19 protein-coding genes are annotated in these 25,216 nt (G+C 37.5%); 16 read left to right on the forward strand and 3 right to left on the reverse strand.

Going from position 1 to position 25,216, the window contains the following annotated elements; all coding sequences use genetic code 11:
- The first annotated feature begins 525 nt into the window (after positions 1 to 525).
- From ylqF to IGK91_RS04905, 10 genes are all read left to right on the forward strand, one after another.
- Positions 526 to 1,386 (forward strand): ribosome biogenesis GTPase YlqF, encoded by an 861-nt coding sequence (ylqF, locus tag IGK91_RS04860; protein ID WP_010719467.1) that lies wholly within the window; start codon positions 526 to 528, stop codon positions 1,384 to 1,386.
- Positions 1,379 to 2,146, forward strand: a complete 768-nt coding sequence (locus IGK91_RS04865; RefSeq protein WP_010737378.1) for a ribonuclease HII — start codon at positions 1,379 to 1,381, stop codon at positions 2,144 to 2,146. Before ylqF ends, IGK91_RS04865 begins: the two co-directional genes overlap by 8 nt.
- A 61-nt stretch (positions 2,147 to 2,207) precedes the next feature.
- Entirely contained in the window at positions 2,208 to 3,065 is an 858-nt protein-coding gene (gene dprA / locus IGK91_RS04870) for a DNA-processing protein DprA (protein ID WP_010737379.1), read from the forward strand.
- Between the two features lie 120 nt (positions 3,066 to 3,185).
- The gene (gene topA, locus IGK91_RS04875; RefSeq protein WP_010719464.1) at positions 3,186 to 5,264 is read left to right on the forward strand and encodes a type I DNA topoisomerase; all 2,079 of its coding nucleotides are present in this window, start codon (positions 3,186 to 3,188) and stop codon (positions 5,262 to 5,264) included.
- Complete coding sequence (gene trmFO / locus IGK91_RS04880; RefSeq protein WP_051092533.1) at positions 5,233 to 6,606, forward strand: FADH(2)-oxidizing methylenetetrahydrofolate--tRNA-(uracil(54)-C(5))-methyltransferase TrmFO; 1,374 nt, start codon at positions 5,233 to 5,235, stop codon at positions 6,604 to 6,606. The genes topA and trmFO overlap by 32 nt, the downstream gene beginning before the upstream one ends.
- 281 nt (positions 6,607 to 6,887) lie before the next feature.
- Entirely contained in the window at positions 6,888 to 7,787 is a 900-nt protein-coding gene (xerC, locus tag IGK91_RS04885; RefSeq protein WP_010737380.1) for a tyrosine recombinase XerC, read from the forward strand.
- Between the two features lie 39 nt (positions 7,788 to 7,826).
- Positions 7,827 to 8,375, forward strand: coding sequence for an ATP-dependent protease subunit HslV (gene hslV / locus IGK91_RS04890; protein WP_010719461.1), 549 nt, complete (start codon positions 7,827 to 7,829; stop codon positions 8,373 to 8,375).
- A 12-nt stretch (positions 8,376 to 8,387) separates the two neighbouring features.
- On the forward strand, positions 8,388 to 9,788 hold the full coding sequence (gene hslU / locus IGK91_RS04895) for an ATP-dependent protease ATPase subunit HslU (protein WP_010719460.1): 1,401 nt from the start codon (positions 8,388 to 8,390) through the stop codon (positions 9,786 to 9,788).
- Between the two features lie 15 nt (positions 9,789 to 9,803).
- Positions 9,804 to 10,595, forward strand: a complete 792-nt coding sequence (gene codY, locus IGK91_RS04900) for a GTP-sensing pleiotropic transcriptional regulator CodY (RefSeq protein WP_010719459.1) — start codon at positions 9,804 to 9,806, stop codon at positions 10,593 to 10,595.
- A 202-nt stretch (positions 10,596 to 10,797) separates the two neighbouring features.
- Complete coding sequence (locus tag IGK91_RS04905; RefSeq protein ID WP_010737381.1) at positions 10,798 to 11,673, forward strand: aldose 1-epimerase family protein; 876 nt, start codon at positions 10,798 to 10,800, stop codon at positions 11,671 to 11,673.
- A 163-nt stretch (positions 11,674 to 11,836) separates the two neighbouring features.
- Here the strand turns inward: IGK91_RS04905 and plsY are convergent, their stop codons facing one another.
- Positions 11,837 to 12,475, reverse strand: coding sequence for a glycerol-3-phosphate 1-O-acyltransferase PlsY (gene plsY / locus IGK91_RS04910; protein WP_010719457.1), 639 nt, complete (start codon positions 12,473 to 12,475; stop codon positions 11,837 to 11,839).
- A gap of 103 nt (positions 12,476 to 12,578) precedes the next feature.
- Between plsY and IGK91_RS04915 the strand changes: the two genes are divergently transcribed.
- The 5 genes from IGK91_RS04915 (at position 12,579) to pflA (ending at position 21,123) form a co-directional block, all read left to right on the forward strand.
- Positions 12,579 to 13,013 (forward strand): CoA-binding protein, encoded by a 435-nt coding sequence (locus IGK91_RS04915; RefSeq protein WP_010719456.1) that lies wholly within the window; start codon positions 12,579 to 12,581, stop codon positions 13,011 to 13,013.
- 199 nt (positions 13,014 to 13,212) lie between these two features.
- Positions 13,213 to 15,237: a DNA topoisomerase IV subunit B gene (parE, locus tag IGK91_RS04920; protein WP_010737383.1), complete on the forward strand. Its 2,025-nt coding sequence runs from the start codon at positions 13,213 to 13,215 to the stop codon at positions 15,235 to 15,237.
- Between the two features lie 11 nt (positions 15,238 to 15,248).
- Positions 15,249 to 17,699: a DNA topoisomerase IV subunit A gene (parC, locus tag IGK91_RS04925; protein WP_010719454.1), complete on the forward strand. Its 2,451-nt coding sequence runs from the start codon at positions 15,249 to 15,251 to the stop codon at positions 17,697 to 17,699.
- 273 nt (positions 17,700 to 17,972) lie between these two features.
- A complete protein-coding gene (gene pflB / locus IGK91_RS04930; protein WP_010719453.1) occupies positions 17,973 to 20,204 on the forward strand; it encodes a formate C-acetyltransferase in 2,232 nt (743 codons plus the stop codon).
- A 151-nt stretch (positions 20,205 to 20,355) separates the two neighbouring features.
- A complete protein-coding gene (gene pflA, locus IGK91_RS04935) occupies positions 20,356 to 21,123 on the forward strand; it encodes a pyruvate formate-lyase-activating protein (RefSeq protein ID WP_010737384.1) in 768 nt (255 codons plus the stop codon).
- Between the two features lie 178 nt (positions 21,124 to 21,301).
- Here pflA and IGK91_RS04940 read toward each other — a convergent pair whose 3' ends face one another.
- Together IGK91_RS04940 and IGK91_RS04945 are read right to left on the reverse strand one after the other, a co-directional pair.
- A complete protein-coding gene (locus IGK91_RS04940; protein WP_014834732.1) occupies positions 21,302 to 21,526 on the reverse strand; it encodes a hypothetical protein in 225 nt (74 codons plus the stop codon).
- Positions 21,527 to 21,535: 9 nt separating this feature from the next.
- Positions 21,536 to 22,303 (reverse strand): DeoR/GlpR family DNA-binding transcription regulator, encoded by a 768-nt coding sequence (locus IGK91_RS04945; protein ID WP_081122856.1) that lies wholly within the window; start codon positions 22,301 to 22,303, stop codon positions 21,536 to 21,538.
- Positions 22,304 to 22,768: 465 nt separating this feature from the next.
- Here IGK91_RS04945 and IGK91_RS04950 point away from each other — a divergent pair, with 465 nt between their 5' ends.
- Positions 22,769 to 25,003: a helix-turn-helix domain-containing protein gene (locus IGK91_RS04950; RefSeq protein ID WP_010737386.1), complete on the forward strand. Its 2,235-nt coding sequence runs from the start codon at positions 22,769 to 22,771 to the stop codon at positions 25,001 to 25,003.
- The last annotated feature ends 213 nt before the right edge of the window (positions 25,004 to 25,216 follow it).

The following is a 25,216-nucleotide window of genomic DNA, read 5'->3' on the forward strand; positions in this document are numbered from 1 at the left end:
TAAAGGATGTGTTATCTCACCAATTTGTAGCATGGAGGAATTAAGAACCCAGAGAACGGAAAATGCCAAAATGAGAGTGCGATTAGTAGGGAAATATGATAAAATACGGAACAGGCGCCTTTTTGTTATTTATAATGATGTATTTTCTTTTTATTAATAGTAATAAAAGTACAAAATATGTTTGATAAAGAAAAATACCCTAAGGCGTTGAGATTTAGTATCATGATAGAAGGATTATTCTGCCGAACCACTGATGAATAAAAAGCGGTATCCACTTTAAAAAATTGTAAAGTCAGGATAAATGCATAAAAATAATCGCTGATCTTAGGTTCATGGTAGTATGGATAGTTGCAGAGCTGCTTTTGAAAGAGTCTACCCAATAATTGTTTTGAATAATATAAGGAAAATGAGCCTAATCAACTTACTTGATGGTAGTAGACTTGTATGCATAGATTTACTAAGGTTAAATATGATAATGTAAGAATAAGGTTTGAAATCCTTATATGAAAGGAATGAATTTATTCTATGACGATCCAATGGTTTCCAGGGCACATGGCAAAAGCCCGTCGTGAAGTTTCTGAGAAAATGAAATATGTCGATATCGTCTTTGAATTAGTCGATGCACGATTACCTTTGTCTTCACGTAATCCAATGCTTGATCAGATCATCCAACAAAAGCCAAGGTTGGTATTATTAAATAAAGCTGATCTAGCAGACCCCCAACAAACGAAGTTATGGCAAACGTATTTTCAACAACAAGGTCATCAAGCATTAGCGATTACCGCTCAAGAGAGTAAAGGGATCAAAGCGTTGATTCCAGCAGCCAAAGAAGCACTGAAAGAAAAAAGAGCACGTGATGCCGCTCGAGGGATCAAACCACGAGCAATCAGAGCCATGGTTTTAGGTATTCCAAATGTCGGGAAGTCAACATTGATGAACCGCTTAGTTGGGAAAAAAATTGCGCAAACAGGTAATAAACCTGGTGTGACAAAAGGACAACAATGGTTGCGCCTAGGTAGCGAATTAGAGTTATTAGATACGCCAGGAATCTTATGGCCTAAATTTGAAGATGAAGAGATCGGTAAAAAACTAGCACTAACCGGAGCCATTAAAGACCAGTTAGTTCATTTAGATGATCTCGCTATCTATGGCTTAGATTTTTTCGCTCGTTACTATCCAGGAAGAATTGCGGAGCGCTATCAGTTGCCAGAAGAAGCAGAACAACAATTAGCACCTGAATTATTGATGACGATTACTGCAAAGCGTGGCTATAAAGATGATTATGATCGTGGTAGTGAAGTGGTAGTCTTCGATATCCGTCAAGGAAAACTTGGGCGCTACACGTTAGATCGATGTGAAGAAATGGGGAAAACAAGCGATGAGTGAATCGATCCAAAGTATCAAGGAACGATTAAAAACAGTGACGTCGTTAACTGATCCCTTCATTGCCGAACTAAAGCAAGATCAGCGAAAAGGGGTACAACAAGCGCTTCGATCCTTTGAGAAACAAGTAAAAAAAACGGCATTGATCCAAGAAAAATATTTGGAAATGTCATTATTTGAGAAGCAGGCATATGAACAAGGATATGAATGGATTGCGGGGATTGATGAAGTAGGGCGTGGGCCTTTAGCAGGGCCAGTAGTAGCGGCCGCTGTCATCCTACCTAAAGACGAACCGATCCTTGGATTAAATGACTCGAAACAATTATCAGAAAAAAAACGAGAACTGCTTTATGACCAAATCCAACAAAAAGCACTTGCTATCGGTATCGGCATCATTGATGAAAAAAAGATTGATGAGGTCAATATTTATGAGGCAAGTAAACTAGCAATGATTCAAGCTGTAGAAAAGCTGGCGATACGTCCAAATTATCTCTTAATTGATGCCATGACACTGGATTTGCCAATCCAGCAAGAAAAATTGATCAAGGGAGATGCTCGTTCAGTTTCTATTGCGGCAGCAAGTATCATTGCAAAAGTTTATCGTGATGATTTAATGAAAAAATATGATGAACTATATCCAGGTTATGGTTTTGGCCATAATGCTGGTTATGGAACGAAAGAACATCTACAAGGCTTAGCAACACAAGGAATTACCCCTATTCATCGACGCTCTTTTGCACCGATAAAAAATTATTTATCTTAAGATGTTTGACCGTCTCTTGCGTATTTTATTTAAAAGTAACTTCGAGAGGCGGTTTTCGTTCATGGATCAGATTGAAGGATTTTTACTTAAATTAGCTTATGCGAAAGGAATTAGCAGTCAAGGAAAATGGGCGGTTGTCCAGGCTTTATTGGAAGCTCAAACAAGCGAGTTGTCTTCTTATGAAATCATTGAAATCGCAAAAATTGTTCGTCATCGAGAAAAATTTCAAGAAAGTTGGCGGCAAATCAATCAAAATTTTGCGAAATTTAAAACAGCTCAGTCATTCATTACTTGTCTTGACCCGTGCTATCCCCCGCAACTTTTTCATCTTGCGACACCACCGATTCTTTTATTTTATTCTGGTGATCTTTCTCTACTAAAACAAAAGATGCTCAGTGTGGTTGGGGGCAGGAAAACCTCGGTCTTGGCAAAAAAAGTTGTACATGAACTTTTAACTCCGGTCATAGATGCTAACTATGTCATCGTTAGTGGCTGTGCCAAAGGAATCGATACATACGCACATTTGGCTGCGATTAAAAATACTGGAAAGACGATTGCGGTAATCGGTACAGGAATTAAAAAAGCCTACCCAAAGGAAAACCAATTTCTTCAAGCAGAAATTGGAAAGAATCATCTTTTACTTAGTGAATATCCACCATACGAAGGACCAAAACAATACCGCTTTCCCATGAGAAATCGAATCATTGCTGCTTTGTCACAAGGCACTTGTGTCATTGAAGCAAAGCAAAAGAGTGGTTCTTTGATAACAGCACAACAAGCGTTAGAAATCGGTCGAACTGTTTTTTCTGTACCTGGAAATATTTTGACACAATACTCAACTGGCTCCCATCAACTAATTCAAGATGGTGCTGTTTGTGTGATTTCTGGTGAAGATTTATTGTTCGAGTTGAAAGAATAACAGGAACTTCTCATTTGATTTTCTTGACAAACGTTTTCTGAATGGATATGATAAGCTACGATTTGTATGAGTCCGCTTAATATAGTAGGAACATGTCAATGGAAAGGAGTCCATTCAGTAATGGCATATAAATATTTAGTGATTGTGGAATCACCTGCAAAGGCCAAAACCATTGAAAAATATCTTGGTCGTAATTATAAAGTAATGGCCAGTGTCGGTCATATACGTGATTTACCTAAAAGTAAAATGGGAATTGATGTCGAAAACAACTATGAACCCCATTATATTTCAATTCGCGGAAAAGGCGATGTGATCAAAAGTTTAAAATCAGCAGCAAAAAAAGCGCAAAAAGTTTATCTTGCAAGTGACCCGGATAGAGAAGGGGAAGCAATTGCTTGGCATTTAGCCTATTTACTAGGTTTAGATTTATCAGAAAAAAATCGTGTGGTTTTTAACGAAATTACTAAGGAAGCGGTAAAAGCAGCTTTCAAGGAACCAAGAACGATCGACGTGGATTTAGTGGATGCCCAACAAGCAAGACGGGCGTTAGACCGCTTGGTGGGCTACTCCATCAGTCCAATCCTATGGCGCAAAGTCAAAAAAGGATTAAGTGCTGGAAGAGTACAGTCTATTGCATTAAAAATTATCATTGATCGTGAAAAAGAAATCCGTGATTTCATTCCAGAAGAATACTGGAGCATTGACGGTAATTTCAAAAAAACACGTAAAAAATTTAAAGCAAACTTTTGGGGAATTGATGGCAAGAAAAAGAAATTGCCTGATGCCCAATCCGTAAAAGAAGTTACTGATCGTATTGATGGACCAGATTTCACCGTTCAAAAAGTCGAAAAGAAAGAACGGAAACGAAATCCAGCAAACCCATTTACTACGAGTAGCCTACAACAAGAAGCTGCTAGAAAATTGAATTTTAGAACACGGAAAACGATGATGGTTGCGCAACAATTATATGAAGGGATCTCCTTAGGTAAGCAAGGGACTGTAGGTTTGATCACATATATGCGTACCGATTCAACACGGATCGCTGAGACTGCGAAAGCAGAAGCGGCTACCTTCATCGAAGAAACTTACGGGAAAGAATTTTCTAGTCATGCACAACGTAAAATCAAAAATGCGCAAGGTGCGCAAGACGCCCATGAAGCAGTTCGCCCGACAAGTGTCCTACGTACTCCTGAGGAAATCAAACAATATTTAGACAAGGACCAATTAAAACTCTACACCCTTATCTGGTCACGATTTGTTGCTAGTCAAATGACACCAGCGATATTAGATACCATGAAAGTTACCTTAGAACAAAATGGCGTACTTTTTATTGCGAATGGCTCTAAAGTTAAATTTAAAGGGTTCATGCAAGTCTATGTTGAAGGCAGAGATGATGGGAAAGAAGATAAAGAAAATATCTTACCAGAACTAGCACAAGGGGACATTGTTCAATCAGTGGACATTGAACCGAAGCAACATTTCACACAACCGCCAGCAAGATTCAGTGAAGCAACTTTAATCCGTGCTTTGGAAGAAAATGGTGTGGGACGTCCTTCCACTTATGCGCCAACGCTGGATACGATCCAACGACGTTACTATGTCAAATTGACACAAAAACGCTTCGAACCAACTGAATTGGGTGAAATCGTCAATTCTTTGATTTGTGATTTCTTCCCCCAAATCGTCGATATCCATTTTACCGCTGAAATGGAAGGTGATTTGGATAAAATTGAAGAAGGAAAAGAAGCATGGATCGAAGTGGTGGATCGTTTCTACAAACCATTTGAAAAAGAATTGACCAATGCAGAAGAAAAAATCGAAAAAATTCAAATCAAAGATGAACCGGCTGGATTTGACTGTGATATTTGTGGGCATCCGATGGTTATAAAATTAGGAAAGTATGGTAAATTTTATGCATGTAGTAATTTTCCTGATTGTCGAAATACGAAACCAATTGTTAAAGAGATCGGTGTGACTTGTCCAGTTTGTCATGAGGGTCAGGTGATTGAACGCAAGTCTAAGAAAAACCGAATCTTTTACGGGTGTTCACGTTTTCCAGACTGTGACTTTACTTCTTGGGACAAACCAGTAGGACGAAATTGTCCGAAATGTGACCAGTATTTAGTTGAAAAGAAAGTCAAAGGCGGAAAACAAGTCGTATGTATCAATGGCGACTATGAAGAAGACATTCAAAAATAAAATGAGAAGAGGTCTTTATTTGAAAACTGTTAATGTAATAGGTGCAGGATTAGCTGGAAGTGAAGCAGCTTGGCAAGTCGCTCAAGCAGGTGTTCCTGTTCGTCTATACGAGATGCGCCCAGTGAAATCAACAGAAGCACACCATACAAGTAATTTTGCAGAGTTAGTCTGTTCCAACTCCTTGAGAGGGAATAGTTTAGCAAATGCAGTAGGTTTATTAAAAGAAGAAATGCGACGGTTAAATTCAGTCGTGATCACTTCAGCTGATGAAACAGCTGTTCCAGCTGGCGGTGCCTTAGCAGTGGATCGGGATTCTTTTTCTGAGACGATCACACGTAAAGTCAAAGAACACCCGCTAGTAACAGTCATCAATGAAGAAATCACTGAAATTCCAGAAGGGATCACGATCATTGCTACTGGTCCCTTAACCTCTCACCCGTTAGCTGAAAGTATTAAAGCATTCAATGGTTCTGACGGATTCTATTTTTATGATGCAGCAGCACCGATCGTAGACAAAGCAACGATCGATATGGATAAAGTCTATTTAAAATCACGCTATGATAAAGGGGAAGCAGCTTATCTAAACTGTCCAATGACTGAAGAAGAGTTTAAAGCATTCCACGAAGCTTTAACAACAGCTGAAGTAGCCGAACTTAAATCATTTGAAAAAGAAAAATACTTTGAAGGCTGTATGCCGATCGAAGTGATGGCTCAGCGTGGCTTTAAAACAATGCTGTTTGGTCCAATGAAACCAGTTGGATTAGAAGATCCAAAAACCGGTAAACGCCCTTATGCGGTGATCCAGTTACGTCAGGACAATGCCGCTGCCTCATTGTATAACATCGTTGGTTTCCAAACGCACTTAAAATGGGGAGAACAAAAACGGGTTTTCCGTATGATCCCAGGTTTAGAAAACGCAGAATTTGTCCGTTATGGTGTAATGCACCGCAACAGTTTTATGAATTCACCAGAATTATTGAAACCAACTTATCAATCAACGAAGCGTGAAGACTTGTTCTTTGCAGGACAAATGACTGGTGTGGAAGGTTATGTTGAAAGTGCAGCTAGTGGTTTGCTTGCAGGGATCAATGCTGCTCGTTTAGCTAAAGAAAGTGAGCCGATTGAGTTTCCACGAGAAACAGCGATTGGGAGTATGGCGTATTATATTACACATGCTGAAGGAAAACATTTCCAACCAATGAATGCGAATTATGGTTTGTTCCCTGAATTACCAGAGCGCATTCGTGACAAAAAAACACGTTATGAAGCGATTGCTCAAAGAGCACTTCAGGCAAATGAACAAATAAAAAAAGAATTAATTGATGAAGTAACAGCTCAGTAACATGAAGTGAGCCCGGGACAAAGGTGTTCCGGGCTCTTTACTAGGCATAAAACAAATATACAACGCATCTTTTATTTGCAGTGTTCCAAAAGGATTTTTTCTTTTGGTAAAAAATGAGTAAATATCAGATTAAAAAAAAGGTCGTAATCTAAGAAATTTGTCAAATTAATTGTTTCAATTGTGAACAAACTTAGAAATATTGATTAAATTCTGACAATTTATTTGTTTTTTTAATTTTGCTATGCTAAATTTATCTCTGGGATTAAAAGGAAGGTGATAAAATGCTAGAACAAACGTGGAAAGATAAGTTTTTGCGTTATTTAATCGTGGAACGTGGTTACTCTGAAAAAACACGAGAAGCATACGAGGAAGACCTCACTAATTTTGAAAGATTTCTTACAGAATCAGGAGAGGATGATTTATTAAAAATCAATCACTTAGATGTTCGAGTGTATTTAAGTTACCTAACTGATGAAAGATATAGCAGAAATTCGATCAGTCGTAAGATTGCAAGTCTGCGCTCTTTTTATCAATACCTTTTAAAAGAAGAAGTGATCAAAGAAAATCCTTTTTCTTATGTCCACCTAAAAAAGAAAAATTTGAAACTACCTCGCTTTTTTTATGAGAATGAAATGCAAGTATTATTTGACAGTGTCAAAGGAGAAAAACCTTTAGATTTGAGGAACCAAGCGCTATTAGAAGTTCTTTACGGTTCGGGGATTCGATTAAGCGAGTGCAGTAATTTGAAACTAGCAGAAATCGATTTCGACTCCGAAGTCATGTTGATTCATGGTAAAGGGAATAAAGAACGGTATGCACCACTTGGTTCATTCGCACAAGATGCCTTACAAGAGTATTTTGAAAAAGGGCGAAAGGTGCTGATGGATAAATACCACAAGAGTCATGACTATGTTTTTGTGAACCATCATGGTGAACCAATTACGCCAACAGGGATCGAGTATGTATTGAATCAAGTGATTAAAAAGAGTAGTTTAGATAGTTCGATCCATCCACATATGCTGCGGCATACCTTTGCTACACACTTGCTGAATAATGGTGCAGATATGCGGACAGTTCAAGAGCTGTTGGGTCATGCTAATCTATCTACTACACAGATCTATGCTCACGTGACAAAAGAAAGTTTACAAAAAAATTATCGCTCGTTTCATCCAAGAGCGTAATAGAAAAGGATCAGTAATCTTAATTGGGAGGAAATAACTATGGTAGAATCACAATTTCATTCAACGACGATTTGTGCCGTTGAAAAAGATGGAAAATTTGCAATGGCAGGTGACGGTCAAGTTACAATGGGCGAATCCGTGGTGATGAAAGGAAGCGCAAGAAAAGTCCGTCGAATCTATAATGATGAAGTCATCGTAGGATTTGCTGGAAGTGTCGCAGACGCATTTACATTGGAAGAAAAATTTGAAGGCAAATTAAATGAATACAATGGTAATTTACAGCGAGCTGCAGTGGAATTAGCGCAAGAATGGCGGACACAACAGTCCATGCAAAAACTAGAAGCAATGTTGATCGTAATGAATGAAAAAGAAATGTTATTAGTTTCAGGTACTGGGGAAGTGATTGCACCAGATGATGGAATTTTGGCTATTGGTTCAGGAGGGAATTTTGCATTAGCTGCTGCTCGAGCAATGAAGAACTACGCACAAAACGACATGAGTGCCAAAGAAATCGCAGAGAATGCATTGAATATTGCAGCAGACATTTGTATCTTTACAAATCATAATATTATTGTGGAAGAATTATAGAGGTGAAGAAGAATGTATGAATTAAAACAAACACCAAGACAAATCGTTAATGAATTAGATCAATATATCATTGGACAACAAGCAGCTAAAAAATCAGTTGCGGTCGCTTTGCGCAATCGCTATCGCCGTTTACAATTAGATGAAAAAATGCAACAAGATATCACACCTAAAAATATGCTGATGATCGGACCAACAGGGGTAGGGAAAACAGAGATCGCTCGCCGATTGGCAAAAATCGTCAACGCTCCTTTCGTGAAAGTAGAAGCAACGAAATTTACAGAAGTAGGTTATGTTGGTCGAGATGTGGAGTCGATGGTTCGTGATCTAGTAGAAAATGCGATCCAGATCGTTGAAAAAGAACAATATAGTCGTGTATATACTGAAGCTAAGAAAAGAGCAGAAAAACGATTAGTAAAAGTGCTGGTTCCTGGAATTAAAAAAGAACAAAAACAAACAGGAAATCAATTTGAACAAATGATGAACATGTTCAATGTTGCGCAACAAAATACAGCAGAACCGCAAGAAGAAGTGACTGAAGAAATCCGTGTCAATCGGAAAACGGTTCTAGAACAATTACAAAAAGGTTTACTTGATAACCGTCAAGTAACAATCGAAATAGAAGAACAAAAGAAACCAGCTCCAATGATGAACAATGGTTTGGAACAGATGGGCATTGATTTAAATGAAACATTAGGGGCGCTAACACCGAAGAAAAAGGTTGAGCGCACGTTAGCAGTAAAAGATGCACTTGAACTGTTGATCAAAGAAGAATCAAGTAAACTAGTCAAAGATGCTGACATCCATAGTGAAGCCATTCAATTAGCACAATCAAGCGGGATCATTTTTATTGATGAAATCGATAAAATCACTTCAAAATCACAACAATCTGGTGAAGTATCACGTGAAGGCGTCCAAAGAGATATCCTGCCAATCGTTGAAGGTTCACAAGTGAACACGAAGTATGGAGTTATCCAAACGGATCACGTCTTATTTATTGCTTCTGGTGCCTTCCATTTATCAAAACCAAGTGATTTGATTCCAGAATTGCAAGGACGTTTTCCAATACGTGTAGAATTAGATGATTTAACTGCAGATGACTTTATTAAAATCTTGACTGAACCAAACAATGCACTAATCAAACAATACGTAGCATTAATTGGTACAGAAAATGTTTCAGTTATCTTTACGAAAGAAGCAATTGAGAAAATCGCTCAAATCGCTTATGATGTGAACCGCGATACAGACAATATCGGAGCTAGACGTTTGCACACGATCTTAGAAAAATTGTTAGAAGACTTATTGTTTGAAGCACCTGACATGCAAATGGGAGAAATCACGATTACGGAAGCTTATGTAGAAGAAAAATTAGGTTCGATTGTAGCAAATGAAGATTTAAGTCGTTTTATTTTATAAAATCGGAGGAAGAAAATGACGGATTTATTAACAAAAACCCGCAATATCAACAAATTATTACAACAAAAAAATACTTTCGATCTGCGAGCTGATTTACCTTACGATAAAATGGCTGTGACATTAGGTGCTATTTTAGATAGTAATGTCTATATCATTAGCAGTGAAGGAGTTTTATTAGGCTATGATGAACGTCATGATGTCAACAATGAACGGATAAAAATGATGTTTGTTGAAAAGCAATTTCCCGATTCTTATACTGACACAGTTGATCAATTGAACAAAACGGAAGCCAATATTCCGATCAGTAGTGAAATGACTGCTTTTCCTTTTGAAGCAAGAGAAAAATACCCATTTGGTTTGACGACAGTAGTCCCTATTTTTGGTGCTGGCGAGCGGTTAGGAACCATTATTTTATCAAGGATGGAACAAGCCTTTACCGATGAAGACCTAGTGTTAGCTGAATATGGTGCGACGGTAGTCGGCATGCAGATCCTTTATCAAAAATCACGTAGTATTGAAGCGGATGTCAGAAGTGCAACAGCTGTCCAAATGGCGATCAATACTTTGTCTTATAGCGAATTGAAGGCAGTTCAAGCGATTTTTGATGCCTTAGAAGGCGATGAAGGACGTTTAACAGCATCCAATATTGCGGATAAAATTGGGATCACTCGCTCAGTGATCGTCAATGCATTACGTAAATTAGAGTCAGCTGGGATCATTGAATCACGCTCCCTTGGGATGAAAGGGACGTATTTAAAAGTTCTAAATTCCAGATTCAAAGAAGAATTAACAAAACACAGTTACTAAAAATCTATGACCGATTGATTAGATGAATCTATTCAGTAGGAACGAAGTAAACAAAAAGAGTCTCCTTTGGGTTTTCTTTTCGCTGAAACACACGAGTAATGCCAAGGATGATTCGGATACTTCTTGTTGGAAAAAATAAGAATAGCTTAGGACCTGAGACTAGCTATCTCAGGTCCTAAGATTTAACGGTGGAGGAATTATAATGACTGTAATCATTCAAAATGATCAATTGATTGCTGAAATTGCTGAACATGGAGCAGAATTGGTCAGTTTAAAATCAAAGGATAATAATCTTGAGTATATTTGGCAAGCTGATCCAGCGTATTGGGGAAGACATGCGCCCGTTTTATTTCCATTTGTTGGAAGATTAAAGGATGACCAATACACGTACCAAGGAAAGACTTATTCAATGGGGCAACATGGCTTTGCGAGAGATATGGATTTTGAAGTAATCGAACATGGTCAAGAATTAGCCAGCTTTTTGTTAAGAAGCACACCCGAGACCAAAAAAAATTATCCTTTTGATTTTGAATTAGTGATTTCTTATGAATTAGGTGGAGATGGGATCACTGTTCATTATCAAGTGGCTAATACTGGAGAAGAAGAAATGTTCTTTTCGATTGGGGGTCACCCAGCCTTTAATGTTCCTCTGGAAGAAGGATTGACTTTTGATGATTTTTATCTTGCGTTTTCACCTAAAAAATCACGTTTGCGTTTACCTTTAAGTGGGCCATATATCGATATGGAACAAAAAACACTTGGACAAACAAATACCAACCTTGCATTAGTACACGATCTTTTTGAAAATGATGCACTAGTATTTGAAACGAAAGGATTGAACGCTTATGCCATCCGTAGTGAAAAATCTAGCCACAGTGTGACATTGAGTTATAAAGATATGCCATATGTTGGGATTTGGTCACCTTATCCAAAAGAAGCGCCTTTTGTTTGTATCGAACCTTGGTGTGGTATCGCAGATACAGTAAGCAGCTCGGGAGAATTGATGGAAAAAGCTGGAATCAATCAACTAGGCGCACATGAAATTTTTCAAACAAAATATTCGATTACGGTAAAATAGTGGTTATCCTAAAGTTGTTTGATTTCAATTAATCAGAGGAAATCAGGTATAATGATTCATGTTCCCTTTATTTTGCTAATCGTTTCTTTTCGCTTCTTAACGAATCAATCATTTAAAAGCTAAAAAAACAGTTGGCTGATTAGTCAACTGTTTTTCTCTCAGGTCAATTTTTTTTCTTACTACTATTCAATCCGAAGGGGATACGACTTTCTGTATGGTTTTTGATTCGTAGGATATTCTCTTTATGGCGATAGAAAATAAAGGCAGAAACTAAAAATGCAATGATCGTCAATAGCCAGTTTTGCTTAGGTAAGATACCAGGTGCGATGTAAGGAAGGATAATCGTTGATAAAGTGATCAAAGTTGCACTGATCATACTTGTTAAACTTACCATACTAGTACAAAAGAGCGTAACAACGAAGATGATACTGGAATAGATAAAAAATAGAGGATTGAATCCAAGTAACATTCCAGCACTTGTTGCAACTGCTTTGCCTCCTTTGAAGCCAGCGAAAATAGGAAATGTATGACCTAAGATCGCACAAACACCAAACCATAGGGGATTAATGGTTGTAACGTGGAAAATAACTGGTAAGCAAGTTGCCAAGGTTCCTTTCAAGATATCCATGAACAACACAATTGTACCTGCTGTTTTTCCTAAAACTCTAAAAGTATTGGTGGTGCCAGTATTTCCGCTACCATGTTGGCGGATGTCTTTTTTGAAAAATAATTTACCTATCCAAACCCCCGAAGGAATCGAGCCTAGAAGATAGGCAAGTACCAATAATAAAATTAATTTCATTGTTCTACCTCTTTCAATTTGAAACTAATATTTATTTTATCATGAATAAAGTACGTGAACAATTGGAAATACTTGAAAGAGTGAAGGAAAGGGAGTATTATTTATGTCATTTGAAAATCCAACACAAGAAAAAATCTTCGATTATTTAAAAACAGCAAAAACGATTGCAATTGTTGGTTTGAGTAACAAGGAAGAACGAACAAGTTACCAAATTGCTCGATTTCTGCAAGAACGGGGATATCGTATCATTCCAGTGAACCCATTATTAGCAGGAGAGATCATTTTAGGCGAAAAGGTCTATGCATCGCTACAGGAAATCCAAGAACCGATCGATATCGTGGATATTTTTCGGCGTAGTGAATTTTTGCCAGAGGTAGCTGCTGACTTTTTACAGACTCAAGCAAAAGTATTTTGGGCGCAATTAGGTATCGCAAATGAAGAAGCAGCAAACAAGCTTCAATCAGCAAATCGCAAAGACATCGTCATGGATCGTTGTATAAAAATCGAGTGGAACAATATGAACGAAAAAGATAACTAAATGTTTGCATTTTAAATAACGTGAAATATTTAATCGGCAAGACAAAAGCGAACAATAGAATAAAAAAGATGGTATTCTCAAAGGTTAGTTAGTAATTAAGTTTTAATTCTTTCCTAACCTCTTTTTTTTCATGCGTATTTCTAGTATGATTATCGTGATGCGGTTTTAACCGTAAAGTATTATTGAAGGAGCGTTTGCCTTGGCAAAAAAAGTAAAGAACGAATATAATGATGCATCGATCCAGGTTCTTGAAGGATTAGAGGCAGTTAGAAAACGACCAGGAATGTATATCGGGTCAACGGATAGCCGGGGCTTACATCATTTAGTCTATGAGATCGTTGACAATGCGGTTGATGAAGCTTTATCTGGATATGGAAATGAAATTGATGTAACCATTCATGAAGACAATAGTATCACTGTGACAGATAGCGGTCGTGGTATGCCAGTTGGGATGCATGCTTCTGGTATCCCCACAGTTGAAGTGATTTTTACTGTACTACATGCCGGCGGAAAGTTCGGTCAAGGAGGATACAAGACCTCAGGGGGACTACACGGTGTCGGAGCAAGTGTGGTCAATGCTTTATCAAAATGGTTGGTTGTTACAATCGTCCGTGATGGGATTGAATACCAACAAAAATTCAGCAATGGTGGTAAGCCTGATGGTACACTGAAAAAAATCGGGAAAACCAAGAAATCCAATGGAACGACAGTTCATTTCTTACCAGATGACACGATCTTTTCCACTACTAAATTTTCTTATGATATTTTATCTGAACGTTTGCGAGAATCAGCTTTTCTTTTAAGAGGAGTAAAAATCACACTTTCTGATCTGCGTGGTGAAGAACCAATCAAGGAAGTTTTTCACTACGAAGAAGGAATCAAAGAATTTGTTGACTACCTAAACGAAGAAAAAGATACGTTGACACCAGTTGTTTATTTTTCTGGTGAAAAAGACGGTATCGAAGTCGAAGTTGCTTACCAATATAATGATGGATATTCAGAAAACGTGTTGTCATTTGTGAATAATGTCCGAACGAAAGATGGAGGCACCCATGAAGTCGGTATGAAGTCAGCGATGACGAAAGCCTACAATGAATATGCCCGAAAAGTGGGCTTGCTGAAGGAACGAGATAAGAATCTCGAAGGTAGTGATTTTAGAGAAGGTTTAGCAGCTGTTCTCTCCATTCGAGTACCTGAGAATCTCTTACAATTTGAAGGACAGACAAAAGAAAAATTGGGTACACCAATTGCCCGTACGGCAGTAGATAATGTCATTGGAGAACAAATGGGCTTTTATTTACAGGAAAACAGTGAAATGAGCCAAATGTTAGTGCGAAAAGCAATCAAAGCCCGAGAAGCTCGTGAAGCTGCCCGAAAAGCTCGAGAAGAAAGCCGTAATGGGAAAAAACGTAAAAAAGGTGAATCATTACTCTCAGGAAAACTGACACCTGCTCAATCACGAAATCCGAAAAAGAATGAATTATACCTCGTGGAGGGAGACTCTGCTGGTGGTTCAGCAAAACAAGGAAGAGACCGTAAATTCCAAGCCATCTTGCCTCTTCGTGGGAAAGTGATCAACACTGAAAAAGCAAAAATGCAAGACATCTTGAAAAACGAAGAAATCAATACGATGATCTATACGATCGGTTCAGGTGTTGGACCTGAGTTTTCAATTGAAGATTGCAATTATGACAAAATTATTATCATGACCGATGCGGATACCGATGGTGCACATATTCAAGTGCTATTACTGACGTTCTTTTATCGTTACATGAAACCATTGATTGAAGCAGGAAAAGTGTATATCGCATTACCACCGCTTTATAAGGTTTCTAAAGGTCAAGGAAAAAAACAAGTGGTCGAATATGCTTGGACAGATGATGAATTAGCAGCGACCATCAAAAAAATTGGTAAAGGCTATATGTTGCAACGCTATAAAGGTCTTGGAGAAATGAATGCAGAACAATTGTGGGAAACTACCATGGACCCAGCCTCTCGAACGTTGATTCGCGTGAGGATAGATGATGCTGCTCAAGCGGAACGTCGCGTGACGACATTAATGGGGGACAAAGTTGAACCTCGCCGAAAATGGATCGAAAATCATGTGCAATTCACGTTAGAAGAAGATGGTAGTATCTTAGATAAAAAAGAAGATATTGAAAATACAGCTACGTCCAATGAATTGTTCGATGAAGAGAAACAATCTGAATTAGTAGAAGAATAGGAGGTCACCTAATGGAAGAACGTCAAGAAGTCCAAGAACTAACCCTAGAAGAAGTGATGGGTGACCGCTTTGGACGTTACTCAAAATATATTATTCAAGAAAGAGCATTGCCAGACATCCGAGATGGATTGAAACCCGTTCAAAGACGAATTTTATTTGCGATGAATAAAGATGGCAATACTTTTGATAAAGGATTCCGTAAATCTGCCAAATCTGTCGGAAATATCATGGGGAATTATCATCCTCATGGGGACAGTAGTATTTATGAAGCCATGGTTCGGATGAGTCAGGATTGGAAGCTAAGAGAAGTACTTATAGAGATGCACGGAAATAACGGTAGTATGGATGGTGACCCACCAGCTGCTATGCGTTATACAGAAGCACGGCTCTCCCAATTGAGTGGTGAAATGTTGGCAGATATTGAAAAAAATACGGTTGATCTTGTATGGAACTTTGATGATACTGAAAAAGAACCAACTGTGTTGCCAGCGAGATATCCAAACCTATTAGTCAATGGTTCAACGGGAATTTCCGCTGGTTATGCTACGGAGATCCCTACCCATAACTTAGCAGAAGTCATTGATGGTACGATTTACCTCATTGATCATCCCCAAGCGAGTTTAGAGAAACTAATGGATTATATCCCTGGTCCTGATTTTCCTACTGGGGGAATCTTACAAGGAAAAGCAGAGATCAAAAAAGCTTATGAAACTGGACGTGGAAAAGTCATTCTGCGATCAAAGACTAAAATTGAAGCGATTAAAGGGAACAAGCAGCAAATCGTGATTTCCGAGATCCCTTATGAAGTAAATAAAGCCACATTAGTGAAGAAAATGGATGAAATCCGTTTAAATAAAAAAATCGATGGCATTGCTGAAGTTAGAGATGAAAGTGACCGCACTGGATTACAGATCGTGGTTGAATTGAAAAAAGATGCTAACGCACAAGGTATCCTCAATTACCTGTTTAAAAATACTGAACTACAAATCAATTACAACTTCAATATGGTAGCTATTGATCACATGACACCGCATCAAGTGGGGTTAAAAGATATTTTAAGTAGTTATATTGATCATCGAAAACAAGTAATCACGAAACGAAGTCAATTTGATTTAGAAAAAGCACAAAAGCGCCAGCATATCGTAGAAGGTTTAATGAAAGCTTTGTCGATCTTGGATGAAGTCATTGCCACGATTCGAGAAAGTAAAGATAAGAAAAACGCGAAGCAAAATTTAGTCGAAGTTTTTCAGTTTACGGAAGAACAAGCTGAAGCAATCGTGACGTTGCAACTATATCGTCTAACAAATACGGATATTACGGAATTACGTAAAGAATCAGAAAGCTTAATAGCACAAATCACTGAATTAAACAAAATTCTATCTAATGATAAAGAATTATTCTCAGTCATGAAGAAAGAACTTCGTGAGGTCAAGAAAAAGTATGCTAATGCACGTTTAACGACAATTGAAGACGAAATCGAAGAAATCAAAATTGATACAAAAGTGTTAGTAGCACAAGAAGATGTGATTGTCAGCGTAACGAAGGAAGGTTATGTGAAACGGACTAGTCTACGTTCATATAGTGCTTCTAAACCAGAGGAAATCGGCATGAGAGAAGGGGACTATCTCTTGTATTCTGGTGAACTAAATACCTTGGATCATGTGTTGTTGATCACCAATAAGGCAAATGTCATTTATCGTCCTGTCCATGAATTGCCAGATTTAAAATGGAAAGATGCTGGAGAACATATTTCACAAACGATTGTCAATCTTTCGGTTGATGAATCGATTCTAGCTGTTTTTCCATACAAAAAAATCGAAGCAGAAAAAACATTGGTCTTCATCAGTAAAAATGGCTGGGTAAAACAAACTCGAATGACTGAATTTGAACCATGGCGTACTTATAAGAGTCGTCCGTTAAGTGGCATGAAACTCAAAAGTGACGATGATGAATTAGTTGCGTCTTACTTGGTAGAAGGTCAAACAGATTTAGATCTCTTTTTAGTCACCTACCAAGGGATGGGGTTACGATATCCATTAGAAGAAGTACCTGTGGTAGGAGCAAAAGCTGCTGGCGTTCGTTCAATCAACCTCAAAGACGAAGATACTGTCGTTAACGGGTTACTCGTTTTGACAGAAGGAGATACGCCAATCATCATCGTCACTCAACGTGGTGCGGTAAAACGGATGCTTGCGCAAGAAATTAGTCAAACCTCTCGAGCAAAACGTGGTGTTACGGTTCTACGTGAACTAAAGAAAAACCCACATCGAGTTATTCATATGTCTGAAGGAAACGCCAAAGAAATAATGATCATCAATCAAAAAGGTCAAGAGCTAATGATTGACCCAACGGATTATCCGATTGGCGATCGAACCTCTAATGGCTCATTTGCAGTTGACGAGAAAAAAGGTGGCGAAGTGATCAAAGTCATTGAGCCACCTGAAGTAGCCATTACCGATTAACTGTTATAGTTTTTTTGAAAGAAGGTAGATCTGTTTTAATACAGAACTACCTTCTTTTTTCTGATTATTAAAAAATTATAAATATTAAGATAAAAAATATGAAAGTGTTCACAATTGCTAAAGCTTGGTATATTAGCGTTTGTTGATATAAGCGAATAAAAACGCCATCTTTTGTTAAATAAAAAACAAGAAAACCCTTGCAAAGATGCTCGTCTGTGTTATACTAATCACGTAAAAACTGTTACATAAAACAGATAACGGGAGGTCCATACAATGGAGCAATGGAATGGATTTAAAGGAACGAAATGGAAAGAAGGCGTAGATACAAGAGACTTCATCCAAAATAACTACACTGAATACCGTGGAGACGACAGCTTTTTAGAAAAACCAACTGAAGCAACAGAAAAGCTTTGGGCAGAATTACAAAAACTAAATGATATTCAATTTGAACGCAATGGCGTTTATGACATGGACACAGAAATCGTTTCAACGATTACCTCACATGATGCAGGTTATTTAGACAAAGATCTTGAAAAAATCGTTGGTTTACAAACAGATAAACCATTGAAACAAGCATTTATGCCATTTGGTGGTATCAATATGGCTAACAATGCATTAACAAGTAATGGTTACACACCTAATGATGAGTTGACACATATCTTTAGCGATTGGCGTAAAACACATAACCAAGGTGTATTTGATGCCTATACAGCTGAAATGCGTGCAGCACGTAAAAACAAAATCATTACAGGCCTTCCAGATGCTTATGGACGTGGACGAATCATTGGTGACTACCGTCGTATCGCATTGTATGGTATTGACTATTTGATGGAACAAAAGAAAAAAGACCATGATATGACAGGTTTCCATACAATGGATGAAGAAGTCATTCGTCTTCGTGAAGAAATCACAGAACAATATCGTGCTTTAGCACAAATGAAAGAAATGGCTGCAAAATATGGCTATGATATCTCTAAACCAGCTGCTAATGCAAAAGAAGCAGTACAATGGTTATACTTCGGTTATTTAGCAGCCATCAAATCACAAAATGGTGCAGCAATGTCAATCGGACGTATCTCTGCTTTCCTAGATATCTATATCCAACGTGACTTAGATAATGGCGTGATCACCGAACAAGAAGCACAAGAATTGATCGATCACTTAGTCATGAAATTACGTATGGTGAAATTTGCCCGTACACCAGAATACAATCAATTATTCTCAGGATTCCCAATCTGGGCGACTCTTTCAATCGCTGGAATGGGCTTAGATGGACGCTCATTAGTAACTAAGAATGATTTCCGTCTATTGCACACATTGACTAACATGGGTCCTTCTCCTGAACCAAACTTAACAGTTTTATATTCAGAACATTTACCAGAAGGCTTCAGAACTTATGCAAGTAAAATTGCGATCGAAAGCTCATCTATCCAATTTGAAAATGACAATCTTCTTCGCGAACAATGGGGTTCAGATGATTGCGCTATTGCATGTTGCGTATCTGGAACAGTTGTTGGAAAAGATATGCAGTTCTTCGGGGCTCGTGCGAACTTAGCAAAAGCATTATTATACGCAATCAACGGTGGGGTTGATGAAGTAACTGGTGCCCAAGTTGCTCCTGAATATCGTCCAATCACAGCTGATGTATTAGACTTTGAAGAAGTAAAACACAAATTTATGAATGTGATGGACTGGTTAGCTGAGTTATATGTGAATACATTAAACATCATCCATTATATGCATGATAAATATTCTTATGAAGCAGCTCAACTGGCATTGATGGATTCAGATTTGAAACGTACATTTGCAACAGGGATTGCTGGAATCTCTCATGCAGCGGATAGCTTGTCAGCAATCAAATATGCAGATGTGAAACCAATCCGTAACGAAAAAGGAATTGCCGTTGATTTCGAAGTAACTGGCGACTTCCCTAAATACGGAAATGACGATGATGCAGCAGATGAGTTAGCAGAATGGATCTTAGAATACTTTATGACACAAATCAAACGTCATAAAACATACCGTAACTCCACACCAACAACGTCATTATTAACAATCACATCAAACGTGGTTTATGGTAAAAACACTGGTAACACACCTGATGGACGTGAAGCAGGTAAACCTCTTGCTCCTGGGGCAAACCCAAGTTACAATGCAGAACAAAATGGATTGTTGGCAAGTCTTAACTCAACTGCTAAAATCAATTATGGGTATGCACGTGACGGGATCTCTAATACGCAAACGATCAATCCTTCCGGTCTTGGAAAAGATGAAGAAACACGTATCGGCAACTTGCGTAATGTATTAGATGGTTACTTCTCTAAAGGAGCGTACCATTTGAACGTCAATGTATTTAGTAATGATCTATTACGTGATGCTATGGAAAATCCAATGAAATACCCTAACTTGACGATCCGTGTCTCAGGTTATGCTGTTAAATTCCGTGATCTAACGAGAGAACAACAATTAGACGTATTGATGAGAACATCACACGATAGAATGTAAAGCGGAATAAATAATACGATCTATCATTAAAAAGAACGATTGAAAAAGGTTGAGGGCAAGGCGGAGGTCTTTGCCCTCGTCTTTTCCTAGCAATCGGTTGATTCAAGTGTCTTTTGAAATAAAATGAAATCAAAGAAAAGAAGTGATCCTTATGGAAGAAAAAACAATTGGCTATGTTCATTCGATCGAAACGTTTGGTTCTGTAGATGGACCAGGCGTTAGATTCGTCGTTTTTATGCAAGGTTGTCGCATGCGTTGTGAATTTTGTCATAATCCTGATACATGGAATATAGGCGGAGGAAAAGAATATACGGCGGATGAACTATTAGACCAAGCAGAGCGCTATCGTTCCTATTGGGGTTCAGAAGGCGGTATCACTGTTAGTGGAGGCGAACCTTTATTACAGATCGATTTTTTGATCGAACTGTTCAAGAAAGCGAAAGAGCGTGGTATGCATACTACGCTAGATACTTGTGGGAAGCCTTTCACGCGTGACGAACCATTCTTTTCTCGTTTTCAAGAATTGATGAAGTATACTGAATTGTTACTGTTTGATATCAAACACATCGACAACGAAGAGCATAAAAAGTTAACACGTTGGGATAATGAAAATATTCTGGAGATGGCGCAATATCTTTCTGAAATCAATAAGCCAGTGTGGATCAGACACGTATTAGTTCCTGAACGCAGTGACTATGATGAATACTTGATTCGGCTAGATGACTTTATCAAGACATTGAACAATGTAGCTAAAGTAGAGATTCTACCTTACCATACGATGGGGAAATATAAGTGGGAAACACTTGGCTTAGATTATCCACTAGAAGGTATTGAACCGCCAACAAAAGAAAGAGTCGAGAATGCCAAACGACTACTTCACACAGAAGACTATCGAGGATATCTCAGCAATAAGAACTGAGTAGCTGTGTAAAATCAAATCTGGGTCAGAATGAATCATATTCTGTCTCAGATTTTTTGTTTCGCACAAAGCGCACGAAAATGTGACTGAAGAATCCTCCAGTCACATAAATGATAGAGACAATTAAGCAATGGCCTCAATACTGTATGTTCATTTTTTAGCGATACCAAAACACTTTTTATAGCGGATTGTCTTGTTTGAGGATCTGTGATTTCAGGTCAACCAATAGCTTGATGTAGGTGTGCTGTTTCTTTTGATGAAGCAAATAAGTGCTGTTTGATTCACCTGCTTTTTGAGAAGAAAAAGGGTGAGTAACAAGGGCGTTTATTTGGCTGGTTGCAAAAGTTCTATCAACAAGTTGGACAATGAGAAATATTGGATGCTCCAATCGTTTTTTGTCCATTTATATTTCTCATTCAGTGGGATACACCAAGTGAATGTCATTTTTTTCAATGATTCTATGATAAATCTTAGGCGGTTTTTTATTGGTAACAATCGCATCATAATCATAATAATCACCTATCTTGAAAAAATGAGTAGAGTCAAATTTCGTTTCGTCAGCCAATAAAACAATCTCTTGTGCTTTATTCATCATTTCTTTTTTGATTTGTGCTTGATTGAAGTTTGCTTCATAAATCCCTTCATGGTCGAGCCCGCGACAAGATAAAAAGGCAGCATTGAAACGAAAGGAACTGGTAATGGGATCAAGTGTATTTGAAATAACTGTACTAGCATTAAGTTTGACTTCACCGCCAGTCAAATAAATTTTTAAAGATTCGTTCTGACATTCACTTAACTTTAAAGCTGTACGCAAACCATTGGTAATGATAATTAAGTTAGGTATCTTAACAAGTAGTGAAATAAGGTGTAGAACCGTACTGCTGGAATCTAAAAAAATACACATACCTGGTGCAATAAAATCTCGTGCTAATTCACTGATGATCTTTTTTTCCGGGATATTACTGGCTTCTCTTTGAAGATAAGTATATTCCATGTTTGTCGTTTCGTTCAAGATCGCTCCGCCCCAAGTTCTGCGGATCAATTTTCGTTTTTCTAGCTCAAGTAATTCTCTGCGAAGTGTACTTATACTACAGTGAAGGTGAGTACAAAGTTCTTTGGAAGTTGCTTGTTTCTTTTTTACCAAATAGCTTAAAAGATCGCTTGTACGTCTAGTCTCCATTTTTTTCTCCAAGTTTTTCTTTTATTATAGCGCTTTCTTTTTGCGAATAAAATGCTTTTGAATAAAAATGAATGAGTTGAACAAAAATCTTGCTAATTTTTGAACAATGATCAAAATTTTAAGCAAGGATTTCCTTTGTTTAGAAAGCGCTTTATAATCGAGGCATACATACGTTGGAATAAAAGGAAACGATGGAAGAATAACAGATAAAAATTAGATTTGTGATATATGTAAATAAAATGTGGCGGCAAAAAGCTGGGTTGTCAGGATAATGAAAATGGTTCTATGAAGTTGATGGATCAGCTTTTTTAGGTATTTTCATCGGGATCAGCAGCCTGTAGATATCTATTCATTGACCAGTGCGGATGGAATTGTGAGGAGTAATTATAGAAATGAAAAGTTGCTATTTATAACTAAAGCCCTAGATAACACGACAGGATTAGCTAAAGAATCAAGGAGGGACATATGGTACGAGAAGTTGCTACTAACGGGAAAAATAAACAGCACAGACAGCTTTCTAAGTCGATTTTATCTTATCTTTTTGTCTTTCTAGTGCCATTTTTTATGGTATCGTTAATTTGGTTTCATACGGCTAAAGAAAGCATTAATCAGCAAGTTGTTTTGACAGCCAAAAATCAGTTACTCCAATTGAAGTACTCATCTGAAAATAAGTTTTTGCAATTGGATAATATCACTCAACATATTCCTTATAACACTAATCTTTCACCTGGAAGGCTTTCCCATAGTTATTATGCTCGTGAAGGACAGCTTAGCTTGCAACAATATAAGCTAAGTAATGATTTTGTTGAGGAAATTTATCTTTACTACAAAGAAAAACCAAATACATTGTTTTCATCTACCGGTAGCTTGTCAGTGGACAATTTTTTGCAACGAAAAATCAATAATCATTCGCTTGATAAAAAAGAGCTGCTTTCACATCTTGATAACGATATTCCAACTGGACTAACCCTGAAAAAAGAACCTAATTCCACACAACTTTTTTACATTGTTCCAATTAAAGATGCAGAAATGCATTTTTATGGCGCAGCAATCTATTCAATCAATCTTTCGATTTTGAATAAGCTGTTGAATCTTTCCAATAGTGATGGTATCAGTACCAACTATCTGATTGATGACTCGTATCGTATTCTAGCAGCAGATACCAGTAATAACAAACTAACGGCGCATTTGCATCAGCCGAAGCAAATTCAAATGATCTTGCAACAGGATAATTTTTACTACAACCATCGAAACTATCTTGTCCAGTCTTTGAATAGCAGGGATTTGAATATGTCATTTGTTTCTGTAATGGATCCATCACAAGCTTTGACAAAGATCAATACCATCCACCAAAAGTTTTTAAAACTTTTTTTTGTGATATTTGTGTTTGGTCTAGTGCTTGTAGTGATTATAGGTACTCGTTTTTCACAGCCAATCCGCAACATTGAAAAATTGATTGATCAATATTATCGAAATAAAATCGGTGTAGCTGTTTCCAACGGGAATGTCTATGAAACGTTGGCGCAATTTTTGAACGAACATGAAGAGCTACATAAAGAAATTAAACGACAGACTCCCCATGCGAGAGAACAGGTCCTTAGAAAAATTTTAGGAGGGAAATTTAAGTCTCCAGAAGATTCATTAGTTCTACTGAACTCTGTCCAAGTACATTTTACCGGTACTTGCTATTTTGTCGTCGTAGTTGATTATCCTATCCAGAGCATTGACGACACAGCTAATGAGTTACCGCTGAAAGTAAGTGGAAAGAACTTTTCGGGATATGGTACAGAGATCCTATCTGCAGGAGTGACCGCCTATATCTTTAGTACCTATGAAAAAACTAGTCACAAGAAAGTTGTAATAGAGATGATTCAGCAACTAAAAAAAGCGTGTTACGGTACTTTTAGGATAGGAGTAGGAAATAGTACTGAAAACCTTACGAAGATCAATGCTTCTTATATTGAAGGTTTGGCCGCATTAGACTATTCAACAGTAGAAAATAACTTTGTTTTCTATAATGAAATTCCAGGTGAAGAGTCTTCAACCAGCATTAATTACCCAGATGGAGAAAAACTGAAATTGATTCAAAGTCTGCGTCAAGGAGACTTAACGATCGCTGCGGAAACGATAGAATCGTTGATTGAGCGGGGGATTAAAGAACATTTTTCTTATAGTGGACAAAAAATGTATGGTTTTTATCTATTAAATGCAGTTGCTAAAGTAAGTAGTAATTTGCAAAATAAAACAATTTTGAAAAAAGCAGAAAAAAGTGCCAAGTTTAGTAATTTACTCGAATTGAAGCAACAACTATTAATGCTCGCAAAAATGATCTGTGAGGTTATGCAAGTTAAGCCACAAAATCAAGAGTCTGTGCTGAAAAAAGAATTGTTCGAATATCTTCACAAAAACTATGCTTCTTCCCAATTATCTATGGAAAAGTTGGCAGATGAATTTCAACTTTCAGTTTCATACCTTAGCCGTTTTATCAAAAAAGAAACAGGTACTACTTTTTCAAAATATCTGCAAGAATTGCGGCTAGAAAAAATCAAGCAAGACTTAATAGAAACTGATTTGCCAATAAAAACGATTATTCAAAAGAATGGTTATTATGATGTTTCAAACTATACGAGAAAATTCAGGACGAACGTTGGTGTGACTCCAGGTCAATACCGAACAATGAATAGAGAAGGAACTTTATAAGCAATAAATAGGAGTAAACTAAGGGGGGCATCGAACTGGAGCAGGACGAAGAAGTCATTTTATTTCCAGTTTTGAGCTTCTAACTAAAAAAACAAAAGCAAATAATTGTAAAAGACTGAAATAACTACCCAAATTGTTGCTTTTTCAGCATATAACTTGGGTAGTTATTCAAATGTTTTACTATATTTCTCACTAAAAGTATGTTTTTACAAG

The organism is Enterococcus sp. DIV1208, assembly GCF_050530455.1.
GTDB lineage: Bacteria > Bacillota > Bacilli > Lactobacillales > Enterococcaceae > Enterococcus_B > Enterococcus_B hirae.